20 protein-coding genes are annotated in these 21,050 nt (G+C 76.5%); 15 read left to right on the top strand and 5 right to left on the bottom strand.

Features of this window, described 5'->3' with window-relative positions; genetic code table 11:
• On the bottom strand, window positions 1-1,875 hold a 1,875-nt coding region (locus ACI79F_RS12230; protein ID WP_456544625.1), incomplete at its 3' end, for an Ig-like domain-containing protein.
• Window positions 1,876-2,052: 177 nt separating this feature from the next.
• On the opposite strand from ACI79F_RS12230, the gene ACI79F_RS12225 reads away from it, so the two are divergent.
• The 11 genes from ACI79F_RS12225 (at window position 2,053) to purM (ending at window position 12,811) form a co-directional block, all read left to right on the top strand.
• Window positions 2,053-2,934, top strand: coding sequence for an endonuclease domain-containing protein (locus tag ACI79F_RS12225; RefSeq protein WP_456544626.1), 882 nt, complete (start codon window positions 2,053-2,055; stop codon window positions 2,932-2,934).
• A gap of 117 nt (window positions 2,935-3,051) precedes the next feature.
• On the top strand, window positions 3,052-3,291 hold the full coding sequence (gene purS / locus ACI79F_RS12220) for a phosphoribosylformylglycinamidine synthase subunit PurS (protein ID WP_456544627.1): 240 nt from the start codon (window positions 3,052-3,054) through the stop codon (window positions 3,289-3,291).
• A gap of 10 nt (window positions 3,292-3,301) precedes the next feature.
• Window positions 3,302-3,973 (top strand): phosphoribosylformylglycinamidine synthase subunit PurQ, encoded by a 672-nt coding sequence (gene purQ / locus ACI79F_RS12215; RefSeq protein ID WP_456544628.1) that lies wholly within the window; start codon window positions 3,302-3,304, stop codon window positions 3,971-3,973.
• A complete protein-coding gene (gene purL, locus ACI79F_RS12210; RefSeq protein ID WP_456544629.1) occupies window positions 3,970-6,282 on the top strand; it encodes a phosphoribosylformylglycinamidine synthase subunit PurL in 2,313 nt (770 codons plus the stop codon). The genes purQ and purL overlap by 4 nt, the downstream gene beginning before the upstream one ends.
• Window positions 6,283-6,306: 24 nt before the next feature.
• Window positions 6,307-6,690 (top strand): sterol carrier family protein, encoded by a 384-nt coding sequence (locus ACI79F_RS12205; protein ID WP_456544630.1) that lies wholly within the window; start codon window positions 6,307-6,309, stop codon window positions 6,688-6,690.
• A gap of 147 nt (window positions 6,691-6,837) precedes the next feature.
• Window positions 6,838-7,620: an acyl-CoA thioesterase domain-containing protein gene (locus tag ACI79F_RS12200; protein ID WP_456544631.1), complete on the top strand. Its 783-nt coding sequence runs from the start codon at window positions 6,838-6,840 to the stop codon at window positions 7,618-7,620.
• Between the two features lie 10 nt (window positions 7,621-7,630).
• On the top strand, window positions 7,631-8,716 hold the full coding sequence (locus tag ACI79F_RS12195) for an S-(hydroxymethyl)mycothiol dehydrogenase (protein WP_456544632.1): 1,086 nt from the start codon (window positions 7,631-7,633) through the stop codon (window positions 8,714-8,716).
• The gene (locus tag ACI79F_RS12190; protein ID WP_456544633.1) at window positions 8,716-9,336 is read left to right on the top strand and encodes an MBL fold metallo-hydrolase; all 621 of its coding nucleotides are present in this window, start codon (window positions 8,716-8,718) and stop codon (window positions 9,334-9,336) included. The genes ACI79F_RS12195 and ACI79F_RS12190 overlap by 1 nt, the downstream gene beginning before the upstream one ends.
• Before the next feature lie 170 nt (window positions 9,337-9,506).
• Window positions 9,507-10,049 (top strand): hypothetical protein, encoded by a 543-nt coding sequence (locus tag ACI79F_RS12185; protein ID WP_456544634.1) that lies wholly within the window; start codon window positions 9,507-9,509, stop codon window positions 10,047-10,049.
• A gap of 93 nt (window positions 10,050-10,142) precedes the next feature.
• Window positions 10,143-11,708 carry an amidophosphoribosyltransferase gene (gene purF, locus ACI79F_RS12180; RefSeq protein ID WP_456544635.1) on the top strand — a complete coding sequence of 522 codons (1,566 nt, stop codon included), beginning with the start codon at window positions 10,143-10,145 and terminating at the stop codon, window positions 11,706-11,708.
• Window positions 11,709-11,719: 11 nt separating this feature from the next.
• A complete protein-coding gene (gene purM / locus ACI79F_RS12175; RefSeq protein ID WP_456544636.1) occupies window positions 11,720-12,811 on the top strand; it encodes a phosphoribosylformylglycinamidine cyclo-ligase in 1,092 nt (363 codons plus the stop codon).
• A 212-nt stretch (window positions 12,812-13,023) separates the two neighbouring features.
• Here the strand turns inward: purM and ACI79F_RS12170 are convergent, their stop codons facing one another.
• Both ACI79F_RS12170 and ACI79F_RS12165 read right to left on the bottom strand, forming a co-directional pair.
• Window positions 13,024-13,245, bottom strand: a complete 222-nt coding sequence (locus tag ACI79F_RS12170; RefSeq protein ID WP_456544637.1) for a DUF3073 domain-containing protein — start codon at window positions 13,243-13,245, stop codon at window positions 13,024-13,026.
• A 193-nt stretch (window positions 13,246-13,438) separates the two neighbouring features.
• Entirely contained in the window at window positions 13,439-14,503 is a 1,065-nt protein-coding gene (locus ACI79F_RS12165) for a Glu/Leu/Phe/Val family dehydrogenase (protein WP_456544638.1), read from the bottom strand.
• A gap of 248 nt (window positions 14,504-14,751) precedes the next feature.
• Between ACI79F_RS12165 and ACI79F_RS12160 the strand changes: the two genes are divergently transcribed.
• On the top strand, window positions 14,752-16,071 hold the full coding sequence (locus ACI79F_RS12160) for a M23 family metallopeptidase (RefSeq protein ID WP_456544639.1): 1,320 nt from the start codon (window positions 14,752-14,754) through the stop codon (window positions 16,069-16,071).
• Window positions 16,072-16,141: 70 nt separating this feature from the next.
• On the opposite strand, the gene ACI79F_RS12155 is transcribed toward ACI79F_RS12160, so the two are convergent.
• Together ACI79F_RS12155 and ACI79F_RS12150 are read right to left on the bottom strand one after the other, a co-directional pair.
• Window positions 16,142-16,651 carry a hypothetical protein gene (locus ACI79F_RS12155; RefSeq protein ID WP_456544640.1) on the bottom strand — a complete coding sequence of 170 codons (510 nt, stop codon included), beginning with the start codon at window positions 16,649-16,651 and terminating at the stop codon, window positions 16,142-16,144.
• A 41-nt stretch (window positions 16,652-16,692) separates the two neighbouring features.
• The gene (locus ACI79F_RS12150; protein WP_456544641.1) at window positions 16,693-17,241 is read right to left on the bottom strand and encodes a hypothetical protein; all 549 of its coding nucleotides are present in this window, start codon (window positions 17,239-17,241) and stop codon (window positions 16,693-16,695) included.
• Between the two features lie 61 nt (window positions 17,242-17,302).
• Here ACI79F_RS12150 and ACI79F_RS12145 point away from each other — a divergent pair, with 61 nt between their 5' ends.
• Genes ACI79F_RS12145 through mftG form a run of 3 tightly spaced genes read left to right on the top strand, consistent with a single transcriptional unit; the run spans window position 17,303 to window position 21,050 of the window.
• Window positions 17,303-18,169: an MBL fold metallo-hydrolase gene (locus ACI79F_RS12145; RefSeq protein ID WP_456544642.1), complete on the top strand. Its 867-nt coding sequence runs from the start codon at window positions 17,303-17,305 to the stop codon at window positions 18,167-18,169.
• Entirely contained in the window at window positions 18,166-19,536 is a 1,371-nt protein-coding gene (locus ACI79F_RS12140) for a class I adenylate-forming enzyme family protein (RefSeq protein ID WP_456544643.1), read from the top strand. The genes ACI79F_RS12145 and ACI79F_RS12140 overlap by 4 nt, the downstream gene beginning before the upstream one ends.
• Window positions 19,533-21,050, top strand: a complete 1,518-nt coding sequence (gene mftG, locus ACI79F_RS12135; protein WP_456544644.1) for a mycofactocin dehydrogenase MftG — start codon at window positions 19,533-19,535, stop codon at window positions 21,048-21,050. Before ACI79F_RS12140 ends, mftG begins: the two co-directional genes overlap by 4 nt.

Below are 21,050 nucleotides of genomic sequence, written 5' to 3'. Positions count from 1 at the left end.
CCAGCCGGTGCGGCCCCAGGCGTCGCGGATGGCGCCGAACGTGGCGTGCGCTCCCGAGGCGGGCGACCAGTGCACGACCCCGCCCTGGAAGCCCTGCCAGCAGCCGCCGCCGCGCAGGCCGCAGTTCGCCTCGGTGGTCGGGTAGCCCAGCCGGCCGAACTCCCAGCCCCAGCGTCCCCAGGTGTCGCGGATCGCACCGGAGGTGACGTGCGCGCCGGTGGCCGGCGACCAGTGGATCACCCCGCCCTGGAAGCCCTGCCAGCAGCCGCCGCCGACGAGGCCGCAGTTCGCGTCCGTCGTGGGGTAGCCGAGGCGGCCGAACTCCCAGCCGGTGCGGCCCCAGGCGTCGCGGATCGCGCCCGACGTGACGTGCGCGCCGGTGGCCGGCGACCAGTGGATCACGCCGCCCTGGAAGCCCTGCCAGCAGCCGCCGCCGACCAGTCCGCAGTTGTCGTCCGTGGTGGGGTGGCCGAGGCGGCCCGCCGGCCCGCCGGCTGCGCCGTAGGCGTCATGGGTCTCGGCGATCACGCCGTGGGAGCCGGTGGCGGCGCTCCAGTACACGCCGCCGTCCTCGAAGGACTGCCCCACGCCGTTCGGCAGCTCGAACTGACTCCCGATCGGGTAACCGAGCGGGCCCTCCTCCCACCCGGTGGCCGCCCAGCCCTCCTCGATGACTCCTCGGACGACCTGGGCGGAGGACACCGCCGAGTCCCAGACGCTGCCCCCCTCGAAGAACTGCGCGCAGCCGTCGTCCCGCAGGAGCCCGCACTGCTGGTCCTCCACCGGGAAGCCGAGGTCACCCGAGACGCCGCCGGCCAGCGCGTAGACCCGGGCGAAGTCGGCGGTGACCGCGTACGGGTCCGCACCGTCCTGCTGCAGGATCACGCCGTTCACGTGGTCCTGCTGGCGCCCACCCGGGACAGCTCGCTCGGGCACGGTGACCGGCCCCAGGTCGCCGGCGGTCCATCCCCGATCCCAGAAGAGGCGGCCGATGGGCGAGAGCTCGACGGGCGTGCCCGTGACCGCAGCGGACAGGGCGCTCGGCGGGTAGACGACCCTGGCGGTGGACGGGAAGGTCGTCTGCACCTGGTAGCTGTACTCGCGACCGGTCTCCAGGCCGGTGTCCTCGAAGTCGGAGACCGGGGTGCTGGCCAGCAGCGCGCCGTCCCGGTAGACGTTCCACGGCCCCGGGCCGACGCCGTCCCAGTCCAGCGAGAGCGTCGTCGGGTCGCCGGTGACGTCGACCGTCAACGACCAGGGCGTGGAGAGCCGCGCCTCCCGGTGGACGCTCGTCGACCAGGAGCCCTCGAAGCCGCCGTCGTTGACGGCCGCGACGGACCAGCTGTAGGAGTTCACGTCCTGGAGCCCGGTGTCGGTCCAGGTGAGACCCGTGGTCTCGAACACCGTGTCGTTGCGGTGGACGCGGTAGCGGGTGGCTCCCGCTGCGGCGGTCCAGGTGAGCGTCACGCCGTCCGGGTCCGCGCTGCTGATCGCGACATCGCCGGGCACGCCGGGGTCGTCCCACAGGGTGACCGTCACGGTTCCGGTCCCGGAGTGCCCGTTGCCGTCGGAGACCGTGTAGGTGAAGGAGTCCGTGCCCGCCGTGGTGCCGGGATACGGCTGGTAGTAGAGCCACCCGTTCGAGACGTACGTCCGGCCCTTGGCGCCCGGCGTGACGGCCGTGTACGTCAGCTGGTCCCCGTCGGGATCGCTGTCGTTGTCGAGCGGCCAGACCCACTGGGACATGGCCGTGCTCCGGAGCGCGACCTCGTCGTCGACGACCACCGGGGCCTGGTTCACGGGATCGGCCGAGGCGGGGGCCGGGAGCAGGACCACCAGGGCGACGGCGACCGTGGCGGCGGGCAGGAGGCGCACGGCACCCTCCTCGGCAGTGCCGCGCGGTTTCGGAACGGACCGTCGTCCACGGCGCTCTACGCGCCCAGTGCGACGAACTCGGGGCCGTGGGCGGGTGATGGCCCCGACTTCGTCGCACTCGGGGGGCCTGTGGACGGCGCCGGCACGCCGTGCCCGCTCCTCGGCACGCTGCGCCCCGTGCCCACGCCTCCTGTCCCGCCGCGGGTCCGCCGCCCGACCGACCGGCGCCGCGCCCGGCGGGACGGCATCAGCGACTGGCACCTGCGGCACCGTGCCACCGTCCGCAGTTCCCGCGACACCCACCTCCCGCGGGAGGCGGCCGCCGACCTCCGGGGGCGCGTCGACGCGGTGCTCCTCGGCGCGCCGGTCGAGGCGGTGGTCAGCCACCTGACGGCTGCGGCGCTGTGGGGTCTGCAGATCCCCCTCGTCGCCGACGACCCGCGGGTGCACCTGACCGTGCCGCCCGGGCGGCGGGTGCGGTCGCGGGCGGACCGGAGGCTCCACTGCTCGGTGCTGCCCACGGGGCAGGTCGTGCGGCGCAGGCGTGTCCCGGTCACCTCGCTCGAGCGCACCTGGCTGGACCTCGCCGCCACCCTCGCCGCGCCGTCCCTCCTCGCGGTCACCGACCAGCTGCTGCGTCGCGGGGTCGCGGTGCCGGCGCTCGAGGACGTGCTCGCTGCGGCGCCGAGCGTGCGAGGGGTGCGGACCGCCCGCCGGGTCCTGCCGCTGGCCGACCCCCGCGCCGGCTCCCCGATGGAGTCGGTGCTCCGCTGGCTCCTCCACGAGGCGGGGCTGCCGCGGCCGGAGCTGCAGCACGTCGTCCTCCACGCCACCGGTGAGCCCGTCGGGGCGGTCGACCTCGCCTGGCCCGAGCACCGCGTCGTGGTGGAGTTCGACGGCGAGGTGCACCGCGACCGGCGGACGTTCGTCGACGACCTGCGGCGGCAGAACGGTCTCGTGCTCGCGGGCTGGACCGTCCTGCGCTCCGGCTCCGCCGACGTGCTGGGACGGCCGGCCCGGGTGGTGGCCGTGATCCGCAAGGCGCTGGCCGGATCCTGACCCGACGAGTGCGACGAACTCGGGGTCATGGGCGGGTGACGGCCCCGACTCCGTCGCACTCGAGGCCCCCAGCACCGGCGGGAGGGGCGCCGGGGGCCGCCGGGTAGCCTGGACGCCGTGCCGCGGGTGGTCGTCGACGTCGTCCTCAAGCCGGAGATCTCCGACCCCCAGGGGCAGGCGGTGCTCGGCGCCCTCGGCCGGCTGGGCCACGCCGGGGTGACCGGCGTCCGCCAGGGCAAGCACTTCGTCCTCGACGTCGAGGGCACCCCCGACGAGGCCGAGCTGCGGCAGATCGCCGAGACCCTGCTGGCCAACCCCGTCATCGAGGACGTCGAGCTGCACCTCCCGACCGACTGAGGAACCTCCCTTGCGCATCGGTGTCATCACCTTCCCGGGCTCCCTGGACGACGTCGACGCCGCCCGCGCGGTGCGCCTGGCCGGCGGCGAGCCGGTCGCGCTGTGGCACGGCGACCACGACCTGAAGGACGTCGACGGCGTCGTCCTCCCCGGCGGCTTCTCCTACGGCGACTACCTGCGGGCCGGCGCGATCGCCGCCCGGTCCCCGCTGATGCAGGACGTCGTCGCGGCCGCGCACCGCGGCCTGCCGGTGCTCGGCATCTGCAACGGCTTCCAGGTGCTGTGCGAGGCCGGCCTGCTGCCGGGCGCCCTGCACCGCAACGCGCACCTGCACTTCCGCAACCGCGACCAGCAGCTGCGGGTGGAGCGCGCGGACACGGCGTGGACGTCGTCCTACGAGCCGGGCCAGACGATCGTCGTCCCGGTGAAGAACGGCGAGGGCCGCTACGTCGCCGCCCCGGCCGACCTCGAGCGGCTGGAGGGCGAGGGCCGGGTCGCCGTCCGCTACGTCGGCGGCAACCCCAACGGCAGCCTGAACCACATCGCCGGGGTGACCAGCGAGGACGGCCGCGTCGTCGGCCTGATGCCGCACCCGGAGCACGCCGTCGAGGAGCTCACCGGCCCGAGCACCGACGGTCTCGGCTTCTTCACCAGCGTCCTGAAGGCGGTCGTCAGCGCATGAGTCTCGACACCGTCGAGGTCGCCGCGAAGACGCCCGACGACGAGCAGCCCTACGCCGAGCTCGGCCTGAAGCCCGACGAGTACGCCCGCATCCGCGACATCCTCGGCCGCCGGCCGACCACCGCAGAGCTGGCCATGTACTCGGTCATGTGGAGCGAGCACTGCTCGTACAAGAGCTCCAAGGTGCACCTGCGCCGCTTCGGCGACCTGCCGCGCAGCGACGCGCTGCTGGTCGGCATCGGCGAGAACGCCGGTGTGGTGGACGTCGGCGACGGCTACGCGGTCACCTTCAAGGTCGAGTCGCACAACCACCCCAGCTACGTCGAGCCCTACCAGGGCGCGGCCACCGGGGTCGGCGGCATCGTCCGCGACATCCTCACCATGGGCGCCCGCCCGGTCGCCGTCATGGACTCGCTGCGCTTCGGCCGCGCCGACGCCGCCGACACCGCGCGGGTGCTGCCCGGCGTCGTCGCCGGGGTCGGCGGCTACGGCAACTGCCTGGGCCTGCCCAACATCGGCGGCGAGCTGCTGTTCGACGAGTGCTACGCCGGCAACCCGCTGGTCAACGCCCTGTGCGTGGGCGTCATGCGGCACGAGGACGTGCACCTGGCCAAGGCCGAGGGCGTCGGCAACAAGGTGATCCTGTTCGGGGCCCGCACCGGCGGCGACGGGATCGGCGGGGTCTCCGTCCTGGCGTCGGAGACCTTCGACACCCGGGACGACGGCACAGGGGGCCCGGCCAAGCGGCCGAGCGTGCAGGTCGGCGACCCCTTCACCGAGAAGCTGCTCATCGAGGCCTGCCTGGAGATCTTCGCCGCCGACCTGGTCACCGGCATCCAGGACCTCGGCGGCGCGGGCCTGTCCTGCGCCACCTCCGAGCTGGCCAGCGCCGGCACCGGCGGCATGCACGTCGACCTCGACCGGGTGCCGCTGCGCGACACGACGCTCACCCCGGCCGAGATCCTGATGAGCGAGTCGCAGGAGCGCATGTGCGCCATCGTCGAGCCGGCCAAGGTCGACGCCTTCCTCGCCGTCTGCCGCAAGTGGGACGTGCTGGCCGCGGTCATCGGTGAGGTCACCGACGGCGACCGGCTGACCGTCGACTGGCACGGCGAGCGGATCGTCGACGTCCCGCCGCGCACCGTCGCCCACGAGGGTCCGGTGTACGAGCGGCCGACGGCCCGCCCGGCCGACCTCGACGCGCTGCAGGCCGACGACCCGGCCCGGCTGCCCCGCCCGGCCACGCCCGAGGAGCTGCAGGCGCACTGGCTCGCCGTCGTCGCCAGCCCCGACGGCGCCGACAAGACCTGGGTCACCGAGCAGTACGACCGCTACGTGCGCGGCAACACCGTGCTCGCCCAGCCCGAGGACGCCGGCGTCGTCCGCATCGACGAGGAGTCGCACCGCGGCATCGCGCTGGCCCTGGACGGCAACGCCCGCTTCGCCCGGCTCGACCCCTACACCGGGGCCCAGCTGAACCTCGCCGAGGCCTACCGCAACGTCGCCGTCTCCGGCGCGACCCCGCTGGCCGTCACCAACTGCCTCAACTTCGGCTCCCCGGAGAACCCGGAGGTCATGTGGCAGTTCGCCGAGGCCGTCCGCGGGCTGGCCGACGCCTGCCGCACGCTGGGGCTGCCGGTGACCGGCGGCAACGTCAGCCTCTACAACCAGACCGGCGACGTGGCGATCAACCCCACCCCGGTGATCGGCGTGCTGGGCGTGCACGACGACGTCCGCCGCCGGGTCCCGTCGGGCTGGCGCGCGGCCGGCGAGACCGTGCTGCTGCTGGGCAGCACCCGCGAGGAGCTCGGCGGCTCGGCCTGGGCCTCGGTCGTGCACGGCCACCTCGGCGGCCGGCCGCCCGCGGTCGACCTGGAGGCCGAGCGCGCCCTCGGCGAGCTGCTCGCCGCGCTGTCCCGGGAGGGGCTGGCCACGTCCGCGCACGACCTGGCCGACGGCGGCCTGGCGCAGGCCCTGGCCGAGTCCGCGCTGCGGTACGGCACCGGCGCCCGGCTGACCCTGGACGGCGACCCGTTCGTCGCGCTGTTCAGCGAGTCCGCCGCCCGCGCCGTCGTCACGACGACCGACCCCGAGGCGGTGCGGACCGCCGCGGAGTGGGTCGGCGTCCGGGTCACCGAGCTGGGGACGACGGAGGGCAGCGGACCGGACGCGGCGCTCGCCGTCGCGGGCCTGCCCGAGCTGCCGCTGGCCGAGCTGCGCGCGGCCTGGACGGCGACCCTGCCGGCGCTGTTCGGCACCCCGGAGGCCACGGTCGGCAGCGTCCCGGCGGGGACGGTCCCGACCAGCTGACGCCTCGCGAGCCCGCTCAGACCCATGCCATCGACAGCGCCGATCCCCGCCGAGGAGCTGCGCGCCGCGGTCGACGCCGTCCGCCCCTGGCTGGCCGGCGAGGCCGGGCAGCCGCCGCGGTCGGTGCTGGGCGCGGCGGTGAAGACGAGCACCCGCTGGCTGGCCCAGCAGGTGCCGGGCCGGTCGGTGGAGCTGCGGGTGCCGCCGCACGTCGCCGTCCAGTTGGTGCCGGGGCCGCGGCACACCCGCGGCACCCCGCCCAACGTCGTCGAGACCGACGCCGCGACCTGGCTGCGGCTGGCGACCGGCGCCACGACGTGGGCCGAGGCGGTCGCCGAGGGGCGGGTCAGCGCCAGCGGCAACCGCGCCGACCTCTCCGAGCACCTGCCGCTGCGCCCCCTCCGCTGACCGGGCGAGGTGGCACCCCTGCCCCGGCAGGACCAGCGACCGGTCGGACCCCGGGCGGGTCGGCGCGGGCCGCGCGACGAGCGCGGGGCGGGCCCCGGCATGCTCGGGCCGCCGGCGGGAGGCCCGCCGCGGCGAGCGGAGGTGTCCATGGAGGCGTCGTTCACCCCGGACGGCGACCGGCTGGTCCCGACCCCGTGGGCGTGCAGCCCCTGGTCGGACGACATGGTCAACGGCCACCACGTGGGCGGTCTCGTGGCGTGGGGCGCCCAGCGGGACTCCCCGGACGAGGACCTGCAGCTGTCCCGGCTGACGGTCGACATGGTCCGCCCGGTGCCGATGCGCCCGCTGCGGGTGCTGCCCCGGAGGGTCCGCGACGGCCGGCGGCTGCGGGCGGTCGACGTGAGCGTCGTCGACGGCGAGGTCGAGGTGGCCCGCGGCTCGGCGCTGCTGCTCCGCCGCTCCGAGCACCCCGCGGGGGAGCCGTGGGCTCCCGAGCCGTGGGACGTGCCGCCGCCGGAGGCGATCGAGGGGTCGACCGGCGGCACCATGTCGTTCGAGATCCGCCCGGTCGCCGGCTGGAACGGCGCGCAGGGCCGGGTCTGGCTGCGCGAGCGGGTCGAGTTCGTCGCCGGCGAGCCGCTCACCCCGGCGCTGCGGGCCGCCCTCATGGCCGACTTCGCCAACCCCGTCGCCAACTCCGGCGGCCGCGGGCTGGAGTTCATCAACGCCGACCTGACCATGTACCTGGCCCGCGACCCGGTCGGGGAGTGGATCGGGGTGGAGTCGACCGGCCACGTCGGCGCGGGCGGTGTCGGGGTGGGGACGGCGTGGATGTACGACCGCCACGGCCGGATCGGCTCCTGCGTGGCCGCCGCCCTCGCCGATCCGCGCATCCTGGGCCGGTACGCGCCCGACGCGGGCGACTCCTAGGCTCGGGCCCATGGCCTACGAGGTGAAGGGCGTCGTCGCCCGCAGCAAGGGTGCACCGGTCAGCGTCGAGACGATCGTGGTGCCCGACCCGGGCCCGGGCGAGGCGGTCGTCGACGTGCAGGCCTGCGGGGTCTGCCACACCGACCTGCACTACCGCGAGGGCGGCATCAACGACGAGTTCCCGTTCCTGCTCGGCCACGAGGCCGCCGGCACGGTCGCCGCGGTCGGTGAGGGTGTCACCAACGTCGCGGTCGGCGACTTCGTCGTCCTGAACTGGCGGGCGGTGTGCGGGCAGTGCCGGGCCTGCCTCAAGGGCGAGCTGCAGTACTGCTTCAACACCCACAACGCCGCCCAGAAGATGACGCTGACCGACGGCACCGAGCTGTCGGCGGCGCTGGGCATCGGCGCGTTCGTGGAGAAGACGCTGGTCCACTCCGGCCAGTGCACCAAGGTCGACCCCCAGGCGCCGGCCACCGCCGCCGGCCTGCTCGGGTGCGGCGTGATGGCCGGCGTCGGCGCGGCGATCAACACCGGCGGCGTGCGCCGCGGCGAGTCCGTGGCGGTGTTCGGCTGCGGGGGCGTGGGCGACGCCGCGATCGCCGGGGCGAAGCTGGCCGGCGCGTCCACGATCGTCGCGGTCGACATCGACGACCGGAAGCTGGAGTGGGCGCGGCAGTTCGGCGCCACCCACACGGTCAACTCCAAGCAGGCCGACGCGGTCGAGGCGATCAAGGCCGCCACGAACGGGTTCGGCGTCGACGTCGCCATCGACGCCGTCGGCCACCCGGCGGTGTTCGAGCAGGCCTTCTACGCCCGGGACCTGGCCGGCCGGGTGGTGCTGGTCGGCGTCCCCACGCCCGAGATGACGATCACCCTGCCGATGATCGAGCTGTTCGGCCGCGGCGGGGCGCTCAAGTCCTCCTGGTACGGCGACTGCCTGCCCAGCCGGGACTTCCCGATGCTGGTCGACCTGTACCGGCAGGGCCGCTTCCCGCTGGAGGACTTCGTCTCCGAGACGATCGGCCTGGACGACGTCGAGTCCGCCTTCGAGAAGATGCACTCCGGCGACGTGCTGCGCTCGGTGGTCACCTTCTGATGGCGGCCCGCATCGACAAGACCGTCATCAGCGGCGTCTTCAGCCTCGACGGGCAGGACTTCGACGTCGACAACAACGTCTGGCTGGTCGGCGACGACGAGCAGGTGCTGGTCATCGACGCCCCGCACCGGCCCGAGCCGATCGTCGAGGCCGTCGGCGGGCGGAAGGTCACCGGGATCGTGCTCACCCACGGGCACAACGACCACATCACCGCCGCCACGGCGCTGCGCGAGGCCGTCGACGCCCCGATCTGGTTCCCCGCCGCCGACCGGATGCTGTGGGACATGGTCTACGGCCAGAGCCGGCCGGCCGCCGATCCCGACCGCGACCTCACCGAGGGGACGACGTTCCGGATCGCCGGCAGCACCCTGGTCGCGCTGCACACCCCCGGCCACTCCCCGGGTAGCACCTGCCTGCACTCCGCGGACCTGAACACCGTCTTCACCGGCGACACGCTGTTCTGCGGCGGGCCCGGGGCGACCGGCCGGTCGTTCAGCGACAAGCCGACGATCCTGAACTCCATCCGGTCGCGGCTGCTGACCCTCCACGGCGACACCGTCGTCCGCACCGGCCACGGCGACGACACCACCATCGCCGCGGAGCTGCGCACGGTGCACTGACGCGACGCGACGCGACGGTGCACTGACGCGACGGGGCGGGACGGGACGGGGGAGCAGTGCACGGGGCGGACGGCTCGGCCGACGGTGCGCGTCGCACGGGACGGCACCGGGCGCCGGAGCCGTCGGGGCCGCCGCCGGTCCCCGCGGTCGGGGAGCGGACCGGGCCGCCGGTGGTGCGCCCGGCCCCGGCCGGCGCGGCGCCCGACCCGCAGCCCGTGCGGCCGGGCCGCTGGCTGGCCTGGATGCTGGCCGGCTTCGTCGTCGTCGGCGGGGGGCTGGTGGCCGGCTACGCCGCCCTCGGCGACCCCGGCCGGCCCGCCGCCGGCGCCGACGGGGCGGCGGACCCGACGGCGGGCGGGGACGCGCCGCCGGGCCCCGCGGTGCCGGACCTGCCCGCCCCCGTGATCCCGCCCTGCGACGGCTCCTACGTGCTCATCGTCGGCAGCGTCACCACGCCGGTCGGCTACCAGGACGCGGTGGCCGGGCTGCTGGAGGCCACGCCGGGCGCGCGGTGGTTCACCACCGAGGGGACGTGCGCCTCGCTGCGCGACCGCTCGGACACCGGCACGCTGATCCACACCGTCTACCTCGGCCCGTTCCCGACCGCGGAGGCGGCGCTGGCGGCCTGCGCGGCGGGCCCGCCGGACGCCTACGCCAAGCGTCTGGACGACGACGGCGGCGGCGGGCCGGGCGGGGTCGTGACCTGCGGCTGAGCCCGGCGCGGCGCCCCGCGACGCGCCGCGGATGTGGCGGGGATCCCCCTGCCGGGCACCCGGGCCGGGCGGGGCACCGGTACTCTCGCACGAGTGCCTCGCGGTGACGGACGGCTGACGCACGACCTCGACCCCCACGCTCCCGGACCCCAGGACGCGTGCGGCGTCTTCGGCGTCTGGGCGCCGGGGGAGGAGGTCGCGAAGCTGACCTACTTCGGCCTGTACGCCCTCCAGCACCGCGGTCAGGAGGCGGCCGGCATCGCGGTGTCCGACGGCGCCTCGGTCGTCGTCTACAAGGACCTCGGGCTGGTCAGCCAGGTCTTCGACGAGGCCACCCTCGGCAGCCTGCGCGGGCACCTGGCCGTCGGTCACACCCGGTACTCGACCACCGGCTCGTCGACGTGGGAGAACGCGCAGCCGACGTTCCGCACCACCGACGCGGGCACCGGCCTGGCGCTGTGCCACAACGGCAACCTGGTGAACACCGCGGAGCTGGCCAGCCGGGCCGCGGACGCCGGCGTCCCGGGCGCCTTCTCCGCCAGCACCGACTCCGACCTGGTCACCTCGCTCATCGCCGCCCGCCCGGACCTGTCGGTCGAGGCCGCCGCGATGGAGGTGCTCCCCCAGCTGCGCGGGGCGTTCAGCCTCACCTTCATGGACGAGGACACCCTCTACGCCGCGCGCGACCCGCAGGGCGTCCGCCCACTGGTGCTCGGCCGGCTGGAGCGCGGCTGGGTGGTCGCCAGCGAGACCGCGGCGCTGGACATCGTCGGCGCCTCCGTCGTCCGCGAGGTCGAGCCCGGCGAGCTCATCGCCATCGACGAGAACGGCCTGCGCAGCCAGCACTTCGCCGCGGCCGAGCCCAAGGGCTGCGTCTTCGAGTACGTGTACCTGGCCCGCCCCGACACCACCATCGGCGGCCGCGGCGTGCACGCCGCCCGGGTGGAGATCGGCCGCCGGCTGGCCAAGGAGCACCCGGCCGACGCCGACCTGGTCATCCCGGTGCCGGAGTCGGGCACGCCCGCCGCGGTCGGCTACGCAGAGGCCAGCGGCATCCCCTACGGCCTGGGCCTGGTCAAGAACTCCTACGTGGGCCGCACGTTCATCCAGCCCTCGCAGACCATCCGGCAGCTGGGCATCCGGCTCAAGCTCAACCCGCTGCGCGACGTCATCCGCGGCAAGCGGCTGGTCGTCGTCGACGACTCGATCGTGCGCGGCAACACCCAGCGGGCGCTGATCCGGATGCTGCGCGAGGCCGGCGCGGTCGAGGTCCACGTCCGGATCTCCTCGCCGCCGGTGAAGTGGCCGTGCTTCTACGGGATCGACTTCGCCAGCCGCGCCGAGCTGATCGCGAACGGCCTGGACGTCGACGGCGTGCGCGCCTCGATCAACGCCGACTCGCTGGGCTACGTCTCCGAGCAGGGCCTGATCGCGGCCACCGAGCAGCCGGCCACCCGGCTGTGCACCGCCTGCTTCACCGGGCAGTACCCGATCGAGCTCGGCGAGTCCGACGTCCTCGGCAAGCACGTGCTCGAGGGCATCGGCCGGACGCCGATGCCGCGGCCCGACGCGCAGCGGGCGGTGACCGGCTGGACCGGCCAGCAGGCCGGGAGCGCGACCGTGCCCGGCGGCGCGGACGACGCCCTCCGCCGTCCGTGACAGAGCAGTCCGTGACAGAGCAGTCCGTGACAGAGCCGGCCGGGGGCCCGGGCCGCTTCACCTACGCCGCCAGCGGCGTCGACATCGACGCCGGCGAGCGCGCGGTCACGCTGATGCGCAGCGCCGTCGAGCGCACCAACCGGCCGGAGGTCGTCGGCGGGCTCGGCGGGTTCGCCGGGCTGTTCGCCCTGGACGTCGGGAGGTACCGGCGGCCGCTGCTGGCCTCGTCCACCGACGGCGTCGGCACGAAGATCGCCCTCGCCCGGCAGCTGGACCGGCACGACACCGTCGGCATCGACCTGGTCGCGATGGTCGTCGACGACCTGGTGGCGTGCGGCGCCGAGCCGCTGTTCCTGCAGGACTACGTCGCCTGCGGGCGGGTCGTGCCCGAGCGGATCGCCGCGATCGTCACCGGCATCGCCGAGGGCTGCACCCGCGCCGGCGCGGCGCTGGTGGGCGGGGAGACCGCCGAGCACGGCGACCTCATGGCGCCCGACGACTACGACCTCGCGGCCACCGCCGTCGGCGTCGTGGAGGCCGACGCCGTGCTGGGGCCCGAGCGGGTGCGACCCGGGGACGTCGTGGTCGCCATGGCCTCCTCCGGCTTCCACTCCAACGGCTACTCGCTGGTGCGCCGCGTGGTCGCCGAGGCCGGGCTGGACCTGGCCGGCACCCCCGCCGGGCTGGACCGCCCGCTGGGGGAGGTGCTGCTGGAGCCCACCCGGATCTACGCGCTCGACTGCCTGGCGCTGGTCGGCGAGCTGGGCACCGACGGCGTGCACGCGTTCGCCCACATCACCGGCGGCGGGCTCGCCGGCAACACGGTGCGGGTGGTGCCCGAGGGCGCCGAGGCGGTGCTCGACCGCGGCACCTGGGCGCTGCCGAGCGCCGTGCGGCTGCTCGAGGAGCACGGCGTGCCGCGGGAGGAGTCCGAGCGGGCGTTCAACTGCGGCGTCGGCATGGTCGCCGTCGTCGCCGCGGAGGCCGCCGACCGCGCCGTGGCGCTGCTGGAGGCCCGCGGCGTCCCGGCGTGGGTCGCCGGCACGATCGGGGAGACGCCCGGCGCCGCGGCGTCCGCCCGCCTGGTGGGCACCTACCGCTGACGGCACCGCGCCGGGATCAGCTCACCTGATCGCAGCGCGTCCTCCCTCACGGTGTGCGGTGAGGGAGGACGCCGTGCGGTGAGGGAGGACGCCGTGCGGTGAGGGAGGACGCCCGCGGTGCGGGTGGTCCTCCCCGCGGTTCCGCCGGGTCGACGCACGACGGCACCGCCACCCCCGGAGGGGCGGCGGTGCGCGTCAGGCCGGGCCGCCGGTCAGCGGCTGGAGGCCCAGTCGTCGTCCGAGTCGTCGTCCGCCCAGCGGTCGGCGTACTCGTCGTCCTCGTCGTCGTCCTTCGCCGCCGTGTGCGACGGCGTGTAGGTCGACGGAGAACCGGCCAGCTCGCGCTGCAGCGCGGAGAGGTCGGTGTTCGGTGAGCTGTACTTGAGCTCACGGGCCACGCGTGTCTGCTTGGCCTTCGCTCGGCCGCGCCCCATCGGCTCGACCCCCTCGTTACGGAGTACGGGAGCCCAGCTCCGGGCTGAGCGGCCCGCGTGGCGACCCCGACTGAGTGACTGTGTCTCGGACGAGCTTACGACACGCAACGGGGGCGGGCACACGTCCTCCCCTCCCGGTCGCCCGTCCGGGGGCCGTTCCGGGGCAGTTCGGGGGTCGAGTGTGACCAGCGCCTCAGTGTGGCAGGCGGATCGTGGCCAGCCGACCCACCGCGCGCATCCGTTCCTCGGCCAGCCGGTCGGCCGCGACGGCCGGGGAGATGCCGGCGTCCTCGGCCGCCTCCAGCACCCGCAGAGTGGTGTCGAAGATGCCCGCCGCCCGCGCCTCGGCCCGGGCGAAGGAGAACCCGTGCCGCTCGTCCTCGACCTGGATGACGCCGCCGGCGTTCACCAGGTAGTCCGGGGCGTAGAGGATGCCGCGCCCGGTGAGCAGGTCCGGCGTCCCCTCGTGGGCGAGCTGGTTGTTGGCGCCGCCGCAGACGATCTCGGCCTCGAGGACGGCGACGGTCTCGTCGTCGAGCGCGCCGCCGAGCGCGCAGGGGGCGTAGACGTCGGCGGGGGTGCGGACGAGCGCGCGGGTGTCGGCGACGGCCGCCACCGAGGGGTGGCGGGCCCGGACCCGCTCGACGGCGGCCGCGTCGACGTCGGTGACCACGACGTCGGCGCCGTCCTCGACCAGCCGGTCGACCAGCCAGCTGCCCACCTTGCCCACCCCGGCGACGGCGACCCGCCGGCCGGCCAGCGTGGGCTTGCCCCAGCGGTGCTGGGCCGCGGCCCGCATGCCCTGGAAGACGCCGTAGGCGGTGAGCACCGAGGAGTCGCCGCAGCCGCCGAGTGCCACCGACCGGCCGTGCGCGAACCGGGTCTCGCGGGCGACGACGTCGAGGTCGGCGTTGTACGTGCCGACGTCGCAGGCGGTCAGGTAACGGCCGCCGAGGGACTCCACGAACCGCCCGTAGGCGCGCAGCAGCGCCTCGGTCTTGTCGGTGCGCGGATCGCCGATGATCACGGCCTTGCCGCCGCCCAGGTCCAGGCCGGCGAGGCTGTTCTTGTAGGCCATGGCCCGCGACAGCGCCAGCGCGTCGGCGACCGCCTCCGCCTCGGTGGCGTAGGGGTGGAAGCGCGTCCCGCCGAGGGCCGGCCCGAGGGCGGTCGAGTAGATCGCGATGACCGCGCGCAGCCCCGACCCGGGGTCGGAGCAGAAGACGACCTGTTCGTGACCGGAGCCGAAGACGTCCACGCACAGAGCCTAGAGAAGACGTCCCGTCGCCCCCGTCGCTCGCGGGCCCGCGCCGGGCCCCTGCGACGCGGCCGGCGGAGAGCCGGGCCACGTTCCGGGAGAAATCCGGCCGGAAGCCCTCAAGGTCCCCCCGGAGGGTGACGAGAACCAGGGGGACAGAAGCGAGCCGTGGTGCAGATGTGACGAACCGTCACCGACGACGCCGCACCGGGGCTCGGGCCGACCCCTCTTCCCCAGGGAGCGACACCATGCTGCAGGGCCCCCTCGCCCGGCGCCGGACGCACGCCACCCGGACCGGCACCCGCCGCCGTCCGCACGGCCTGCGGCTCGCCCTCGCCGGGGTGCTCGCCGGGGTCGCGCTCGTCGGGTCGGCGGTGCCCGCCCTCGCCGTCCCGGTGAACCCCACCGACGGCCAGATCGCCGCCGCGCAGGCCGCGCAGGACGCCGCCGCCGCCGAGGTGGGCCGCATCGCCGCCCTGGTGGCCGGCGCGGAGGCCGAGCTGGAGCGGCTGACCGTCCTGGCCGAGGCCGCCGGCGCGGAGTACCTGGCCGCCGAGGAGGCGCTGCAGCTGGCCCAGGCCGCCGCCGACGAGGCCGCCGCGCAGCTGCAGGCCGCGACGGTCGCCGTCGACGACGCCCGCTCCCGCATCGGCGCCTTCGCCCGCGACAGCTACATGAACGGCAGCCAGCTCACCACCACGCAGGCCCTGCTCGACGCCGGCGGCCCGGCCGAGCTGGTCCAGCGCGCCGCCCTCCTGGAGTACGTGGGCGACACCCAGGTCGACGTCCTCGACGAGCTCGAGGTGGCCCGGGTCGACCAGGCCAACGCCGAGTCCGCCGCCCGCGCCGCCCGCGACGAGATGGCCGCCGCGGAGGCGCAGGCCGCCGCCGCCAAGCAGGCCGCCGACGAGCAGGCCGCCGCCGGCCAGGCCGCCTACACCGAGATCGCCGCGCAGAAGGCCCAGTACGACCAGCAGCTCGAGGCCGCGCAGGTCCAGCTGCTGCAGCTGCAGGGCGCCCGCGACGCCTACCAGGAGTACCAGCGGCAGCAGGCGGCCGCGGCCGCCGCGGCCGCCGCAGCCGCCGACCGCGCCGCCCGGGAGGCCGCCGCCGCGGCCGCCGCCGCCCAGGCGCAGGCCGGCCGCGGGACCTCCGGTGGCAGCGGGCCGTACGTGATGCCGACCTCCGGCCGGATCTCCAGCTGCTTCGGCGCCCGCTGGGGCACCTCGCACAACGGCATGGACATCGCCGCCCCGATCGGCACCCCGATCTACGCCGCCGCCAGCGGCGTGGTGCGGAGGGCCGGCGCGGCCACCGGCTTCGGTCTCGCCGTCTACATCGAGGGCGACGACGGCGCGGTCACCGTCTACGGCCACGTCAACCGCTACTTCGTCGGCGTCGGCGAGCGGGTCACCGCGGGCGAGGAGATCGCCGAGGTGGGCAACCGCGGCCAGTCGACCGGCCCGCACCTGCACTTCGAGGTGCACCCGAACGGCGCGATGTACAGCGGCGCGGTCAACCCGGCCCCGTGGCTGCGCGCCCGCGGCGTCAGCGTCGGCGCCTGCTGACCCCGGCCCGTCAGGCAGACGGCCCGCCACCCCCGTCGGGGTGGCGGGCCGCTGTCGTCACGGGGCCGGGTCAGGACGCGGCGCAGTTCTCCGTGACGTAGGCCTCGATGTTCGCGCCCGCGCCCTGCGCGGTGGTCGTGAAGTCGGTCGCGGCCTGCTGGACGGCGGCCTGCCCCTCGGGCGTGGTGAAGTCCGTCGTGGAGACGACGTCGGCGAACTGCCGCAGCGCGCCGCCCACGGTCTGCCAGTCGCTCGCGATCTCCGCGGGGGGCTCGACGCTGTCGAAGGTGTCCGCGGCCTGCTGGAGCACGGGGCCGTACTGGTCGGGCGTGGCGTTGGAGAGGTCCGTCTCGAGGTCGGCGAAGGCGCCGGCCTGCTCGCAGAAGGCGGCGACGTCGGCGTCGGCGGAGCCGCCCGCGCTGCTCCCGCCGGCCGAGGACGACGAGGCGGACGACGACGAGGACGACGACGACGACGAGGAGGACGACGAGCTGTCGTCGTCGCCCCCGCAGCCGGAGAGCAGGAGGACGGCGGCGGCCGTGGCGACCGCGGGGCGGGCCAGGCGTCGGAGGCTGCGCATGGTCCGACGCTAGCCGCCGCCCCCGGCGGGCCGCCGGTCGGTCAGGCGGCCGGGCAGGCGGTCGACACGTGGGTGGCCACCGCCTGCCCGGCCGGGCCCGCGACGGCGGTGAGGAAGTCCTGGCCGGCCTGCTGGAACCGCGCCTGCCCCTCGGGGGTGGCGAGGTCGGTGGTGGTCGCCACGCCGGCCCAGCCGCGGAGGGCGTCGCCCAGCAGGGCCCACTCCGCGGCGATCTCGGCCGGCGGCTCGGTGGCGTCGAACGCGGCCGACGCCGCCGCCACCTGCGGGCCGAGGGCGGCCGGGTCGGTGCCCGAGCCGACGGCGCCGAGCTGGGCGCTGAACTCCCGGGCCTGGTCGCAGAACGCGCCGGCGGCGGGGTCGGCGTCCCCGCCGGGCGCGGCCGACCCGCTCCCGGTGCCGGGGGCGGCGCTGCCGGACGCCGAGGACGAGGCGGACGCCGACGACGCGGAGGCCGACGACGCCGCGCGGTCACCCCCGTCGTCCCCGCCGTCGTCCCCGCAGCCGGACAGCAGCAGGACGGCGGCGGCCGTGGCCACCGCGACACGGGCCGGCCGGCGGAGTGCGTGCATGGCCGGCGACGCTAGCGGCCGGAGGGCGTGGCCGCCGGTTCCCCCGCTAGCGTGCCGGGTCGTGGACGCACCCGTGGACCCCCGGCTGACGTGGGACCTCCCCGCGCCGGGCTCGATGACGCGCACCGCGGAGCTGGAGCCCCTGGTCACCCGGGTGCTGGCGCCCAACCCCTCGGGGATGACCCTCGACGGCACCAACACCTACGTGGTCGGCGAGCCGGGCAGCGGGCAGGCGGTGCTGGTCGACCCCGGCCCGGACGACGCGGCGCACCTGGCGGCGGTGGAGGAGGCGCTGGCCGCGCGCGACGCCCGGTGCGTGGGGGTGCTGGTGACCCACCACCACGGCGACCACGCCGAGGCCGCCCTGCCCTGGGGCGCCCGGTTCGGCGCGCAGGTCGCCGCCGCGGACCCGCGGGTGGCCGGGCCCGGCGGGCGGGTGCTCGAGGCCGGGGAGCGGCTGCGGCTGGCCGGGACGACGCTGGACGTCGTCGCCACCCCCGGGCACTGCGCCGACCACCTGGCCTTCCGCGTCGACTCCGGCGCGGTGCTCGTCGGCGACCACGTGCTCGGCCGCGGCACGTCGGTGGTCACCCACCCCGAGGGCGACGTCGTCGCCTACCTGGAGTCGCTGCGCCGGGTGTACGACCTCGGCCCCAGCGCCCTGTACTGCGGTCACGGGCCGGAGCTGACCGAGGACCCGCTCGCCGTCCTGGACTTCTACCTGGCCCACCGGGCCTTCCGCGAGGCGCAGGTGCTGGCCGCCGTCGACGGCGGCGCCCGCAGCGTCGACGACCTCGTGGCCACGATCTACGCCGCCTACCCGCGCGAGGTCTGGCCGGCCGCCCGCTCGTCCACCCGGTCCATGCTCGACAAGCTGGCGGTCGAGGGCCGGCTCGCCGTGTCCGACGACGAGGTCCGCCCCGCATGACGGCGGTGCCGGTCGTCCGCGCCGCCGACAGCGAGCGCGACCAGCGGCGGGCGGCGGCGGCCCTGGCGGCGGCCGGGGTGCGCCGCGGGGACCGGCTGCTGGTCTCGGCCGCCTCCTCGCCGGCCCTGCTCGCCGTCGTCCTCGGCGCGCTGCGCACCGGCGTCGTGCCCGTGGTGCTCGACCCGGCGCTGCCGGCCGCCGAGCGGGCCGGGCTGGACGCCGACGCCGACCCGGCCCTGGACCTCGGCGACGACCCGGCGCGGCTGCTCACCGGCACCGACGAGGCCGGCCTGGCCGACGTCCCGCTCGCCCGGCCGATGCACTACACGTCCGGCACCACCGGGCGGCGCAAGGGCGTGTGGTCCGGGGTGCTCGCCGACGACGACGCCCGCGCGCTGGCCGCCGAGGAGATCGAGCTGTGGGGCTTCGGCCCGCACGACCGGCACCTCGTGCTGTCGCCGCTGCACCACTCGGCGCCGCTGCGGTTCGCCGTCCACACCCTGCTGGCCGGCGGCGAGGTGCTGCTGCCGGGGCCGTTCGACGCCGCCCGCGCGGCCGCGGTGATCGGGGAGCACCGGCCCACCACCGCCTTCTGCGTGCCCACCCACCTCCAGCGGCTGCTCGCCCACGGCGGCGTCGACTGGTCCTCCTTCCGGCGCCTGGTGCACGCCGGGGCGCCGTGCCCCGAGCCGCTCAAGCGCGCCGTGCTGGACGCCGCCCCGGCCGGCAGCGTGTGGGAGTTCTACGGCTCGACCGAGGCGCAGTTCACCGTCTGCTCGCCGGAGGACTGGCGGGCGCACCCCGGCAGCGTCGGCCGCGCCCGCCCCGGCCGCCGGCTGGAGACCGACGACCGCGGCCAGCTCTGGTGCACCGTGCCGCGCTGGGCCCGGTTCGAGTACTGGCGGGCACCGGAGAAGACCGCCGCCGCCTGGCGAGGGGACCGGGTCACCGTCGGCGACCTCGGCCGGGTGGACGACGACGGCGTGGTGTGGCTCGACGGGCGCCGGGAGGACCTGGTCATCTCCGGCGGGGTGAACGTCTACCCGGCCGAGGTGGAGGCGGTGCTGGACGCGCACCCCGGCGTCGTGGAGAGCGCGGTGGTCGGCGTCCCGGACCCGGAGTGGGGGCAGCGCGTGGTGGCCGCCTACGTGGGCGACGCCGACGCGGCCGACCTGGCGGCCTGGGCGCGGGAGCGGCTCTCGCCGGCCAAGCGGCCCAAGAGCCTGCACCCGGTCGGCGAGCTGCCGCGGACCTCCACGGGGAAGGTGCGCCGGCTCGACCTGCCCGCCGTCCTGGAGAAAGGACCCCCCTGCCCCCCACCGCGCGCGGGCTCGCGGCGGGACCCTGCCGGCGAGCCGGAGGCGTGACGCACCGGCTGCCGGGCGAGGCCGACGTCGTCGTGGTGGGCGCCGGCACGGCCGGCTGCGCGCTGGCGGCCCGGCTGGCCGAGGCGGGCCGCGCCGTGCTGCTGCTGGAGGCCGGGCCGGCCGAGCTCCTCCCCGAGTCCCGCGACGCCACGACCATGCGCGCCGCGGTGCCGGGCTCGCCGGCCGCGGTGGAGGTGCCCGCCGAGCTCACCGCCACGGTGACCCGGACGGTGGTGCGCGGCCGGGGCGTCGGCGGCTCCAGCGCGGTCAACGGCTGCTACTTCGTCCGCGCCACCCCCGCCGACTGCGACGGCTGGGGGGTGTCGGAGTGGTCGTGGGCGGCGGTGCTGCCCGCGTTCCGGCGGCTGGAGGCCGACCGCGAGTTCGGCGGCTCCCCGCTGCACGGCGACGCCGGGCCGGTGCCGGTCACCCGCCCGGCGCCGGGCTACGAGCCGGCCGCGGCGTTCGCCGCCGCCGCGGCGGCCCTCGGCGTCCCCGCCGAGCCGGACAAGAACGCCGGCGCCGCCCCCGGCTGCGGCCCGCTGCCGGCCAACGCCGTCGACGGCGTGCGGGTCAGCGCGGCCGCGGCCTACCTGCGGGGGCAGCCCGGGCTGACCGTCCGCGGCGGCGTGCGCGTGCGGCGGGTGCTGGTGGCGGGCGGCCGGGCGGCCGGCGTGCTGACCGACGCGGGGCCGGTGCGCGCCGCCGAGGTGGTCCTCGCCGCCGGGGCGGTCGGCTCGCCGGAGCTGCTGCTGCGCTCGGGCATCGGCCCGGCGGACGAGCTGCGCGCCCTCGGCCTGCCGGTCGTCGCCGACGTCCCCGGCGTCGGGCGGGGGCTCAGCGACCACCCGATGGTGCAGCTGCCGTGGCGCCCGGCCCCCGCGCTGCCGGCGCCGCCGGGGCTCGCGCTGGAGCAGGTGCTGCACGCCGCGCCGGACGGCGCGCCCGGCGGGGTGGAGGTGCTGCCGTGGTTCCGGTCGTTCGCCGCCCTGCTGCCGCCGTGGCGCTCGCCCGCCGCGGACGACGGCGTGCTCACCCTCGGCGTCTCGCTGCTGCAGCCGGACAGCCGCGGCCGGCTCGCGCTGCGCTCGGCCGACCCGTCGGCGCCGCCACGCCTGCGGTACGGCTACCTCGCCTCGGCGGCCGACCGGGCCGGGCTGCGGGCCGGCGTCCGGTTCGCCGCGGAGCTGCTGCGCACCCCGCCGCTGGCGCGGCTGGGGGCGCCGGAGGGCCCGCCCGGCGACGACCTGTCGGCCGCGGTCCTCGCCGACGACGCGGCGCTGGACGGCTGGCTCGGCCGGCACCTGGGCACCGCGGTGCACCTGTGTGGCAGCGCGCGGATGGGGCGGGCAGGCGACCCGGGCGCGGTGGTCGACGGGCGGCTGCGGGTGCGCGGGGTCGCGGGCCTGCGGGTGGCGGACACCTCGGTGCTGCCCCGCGTCCCCTCGCGGGGGACGGCGGCGACCGCGGTCATGATCGGGGAGCGGGCGGCCGAGCTGATGGCGGCCGCCTGA

The sequence above is a fragment of the Blastococcus sp. SYSU D00868 genome (assembly GCF_054050575.1).
Note: the sequence above shows the minus strand (reverse complement) of the source record. Positions and strands in the feature narration are given on the sequence as shown.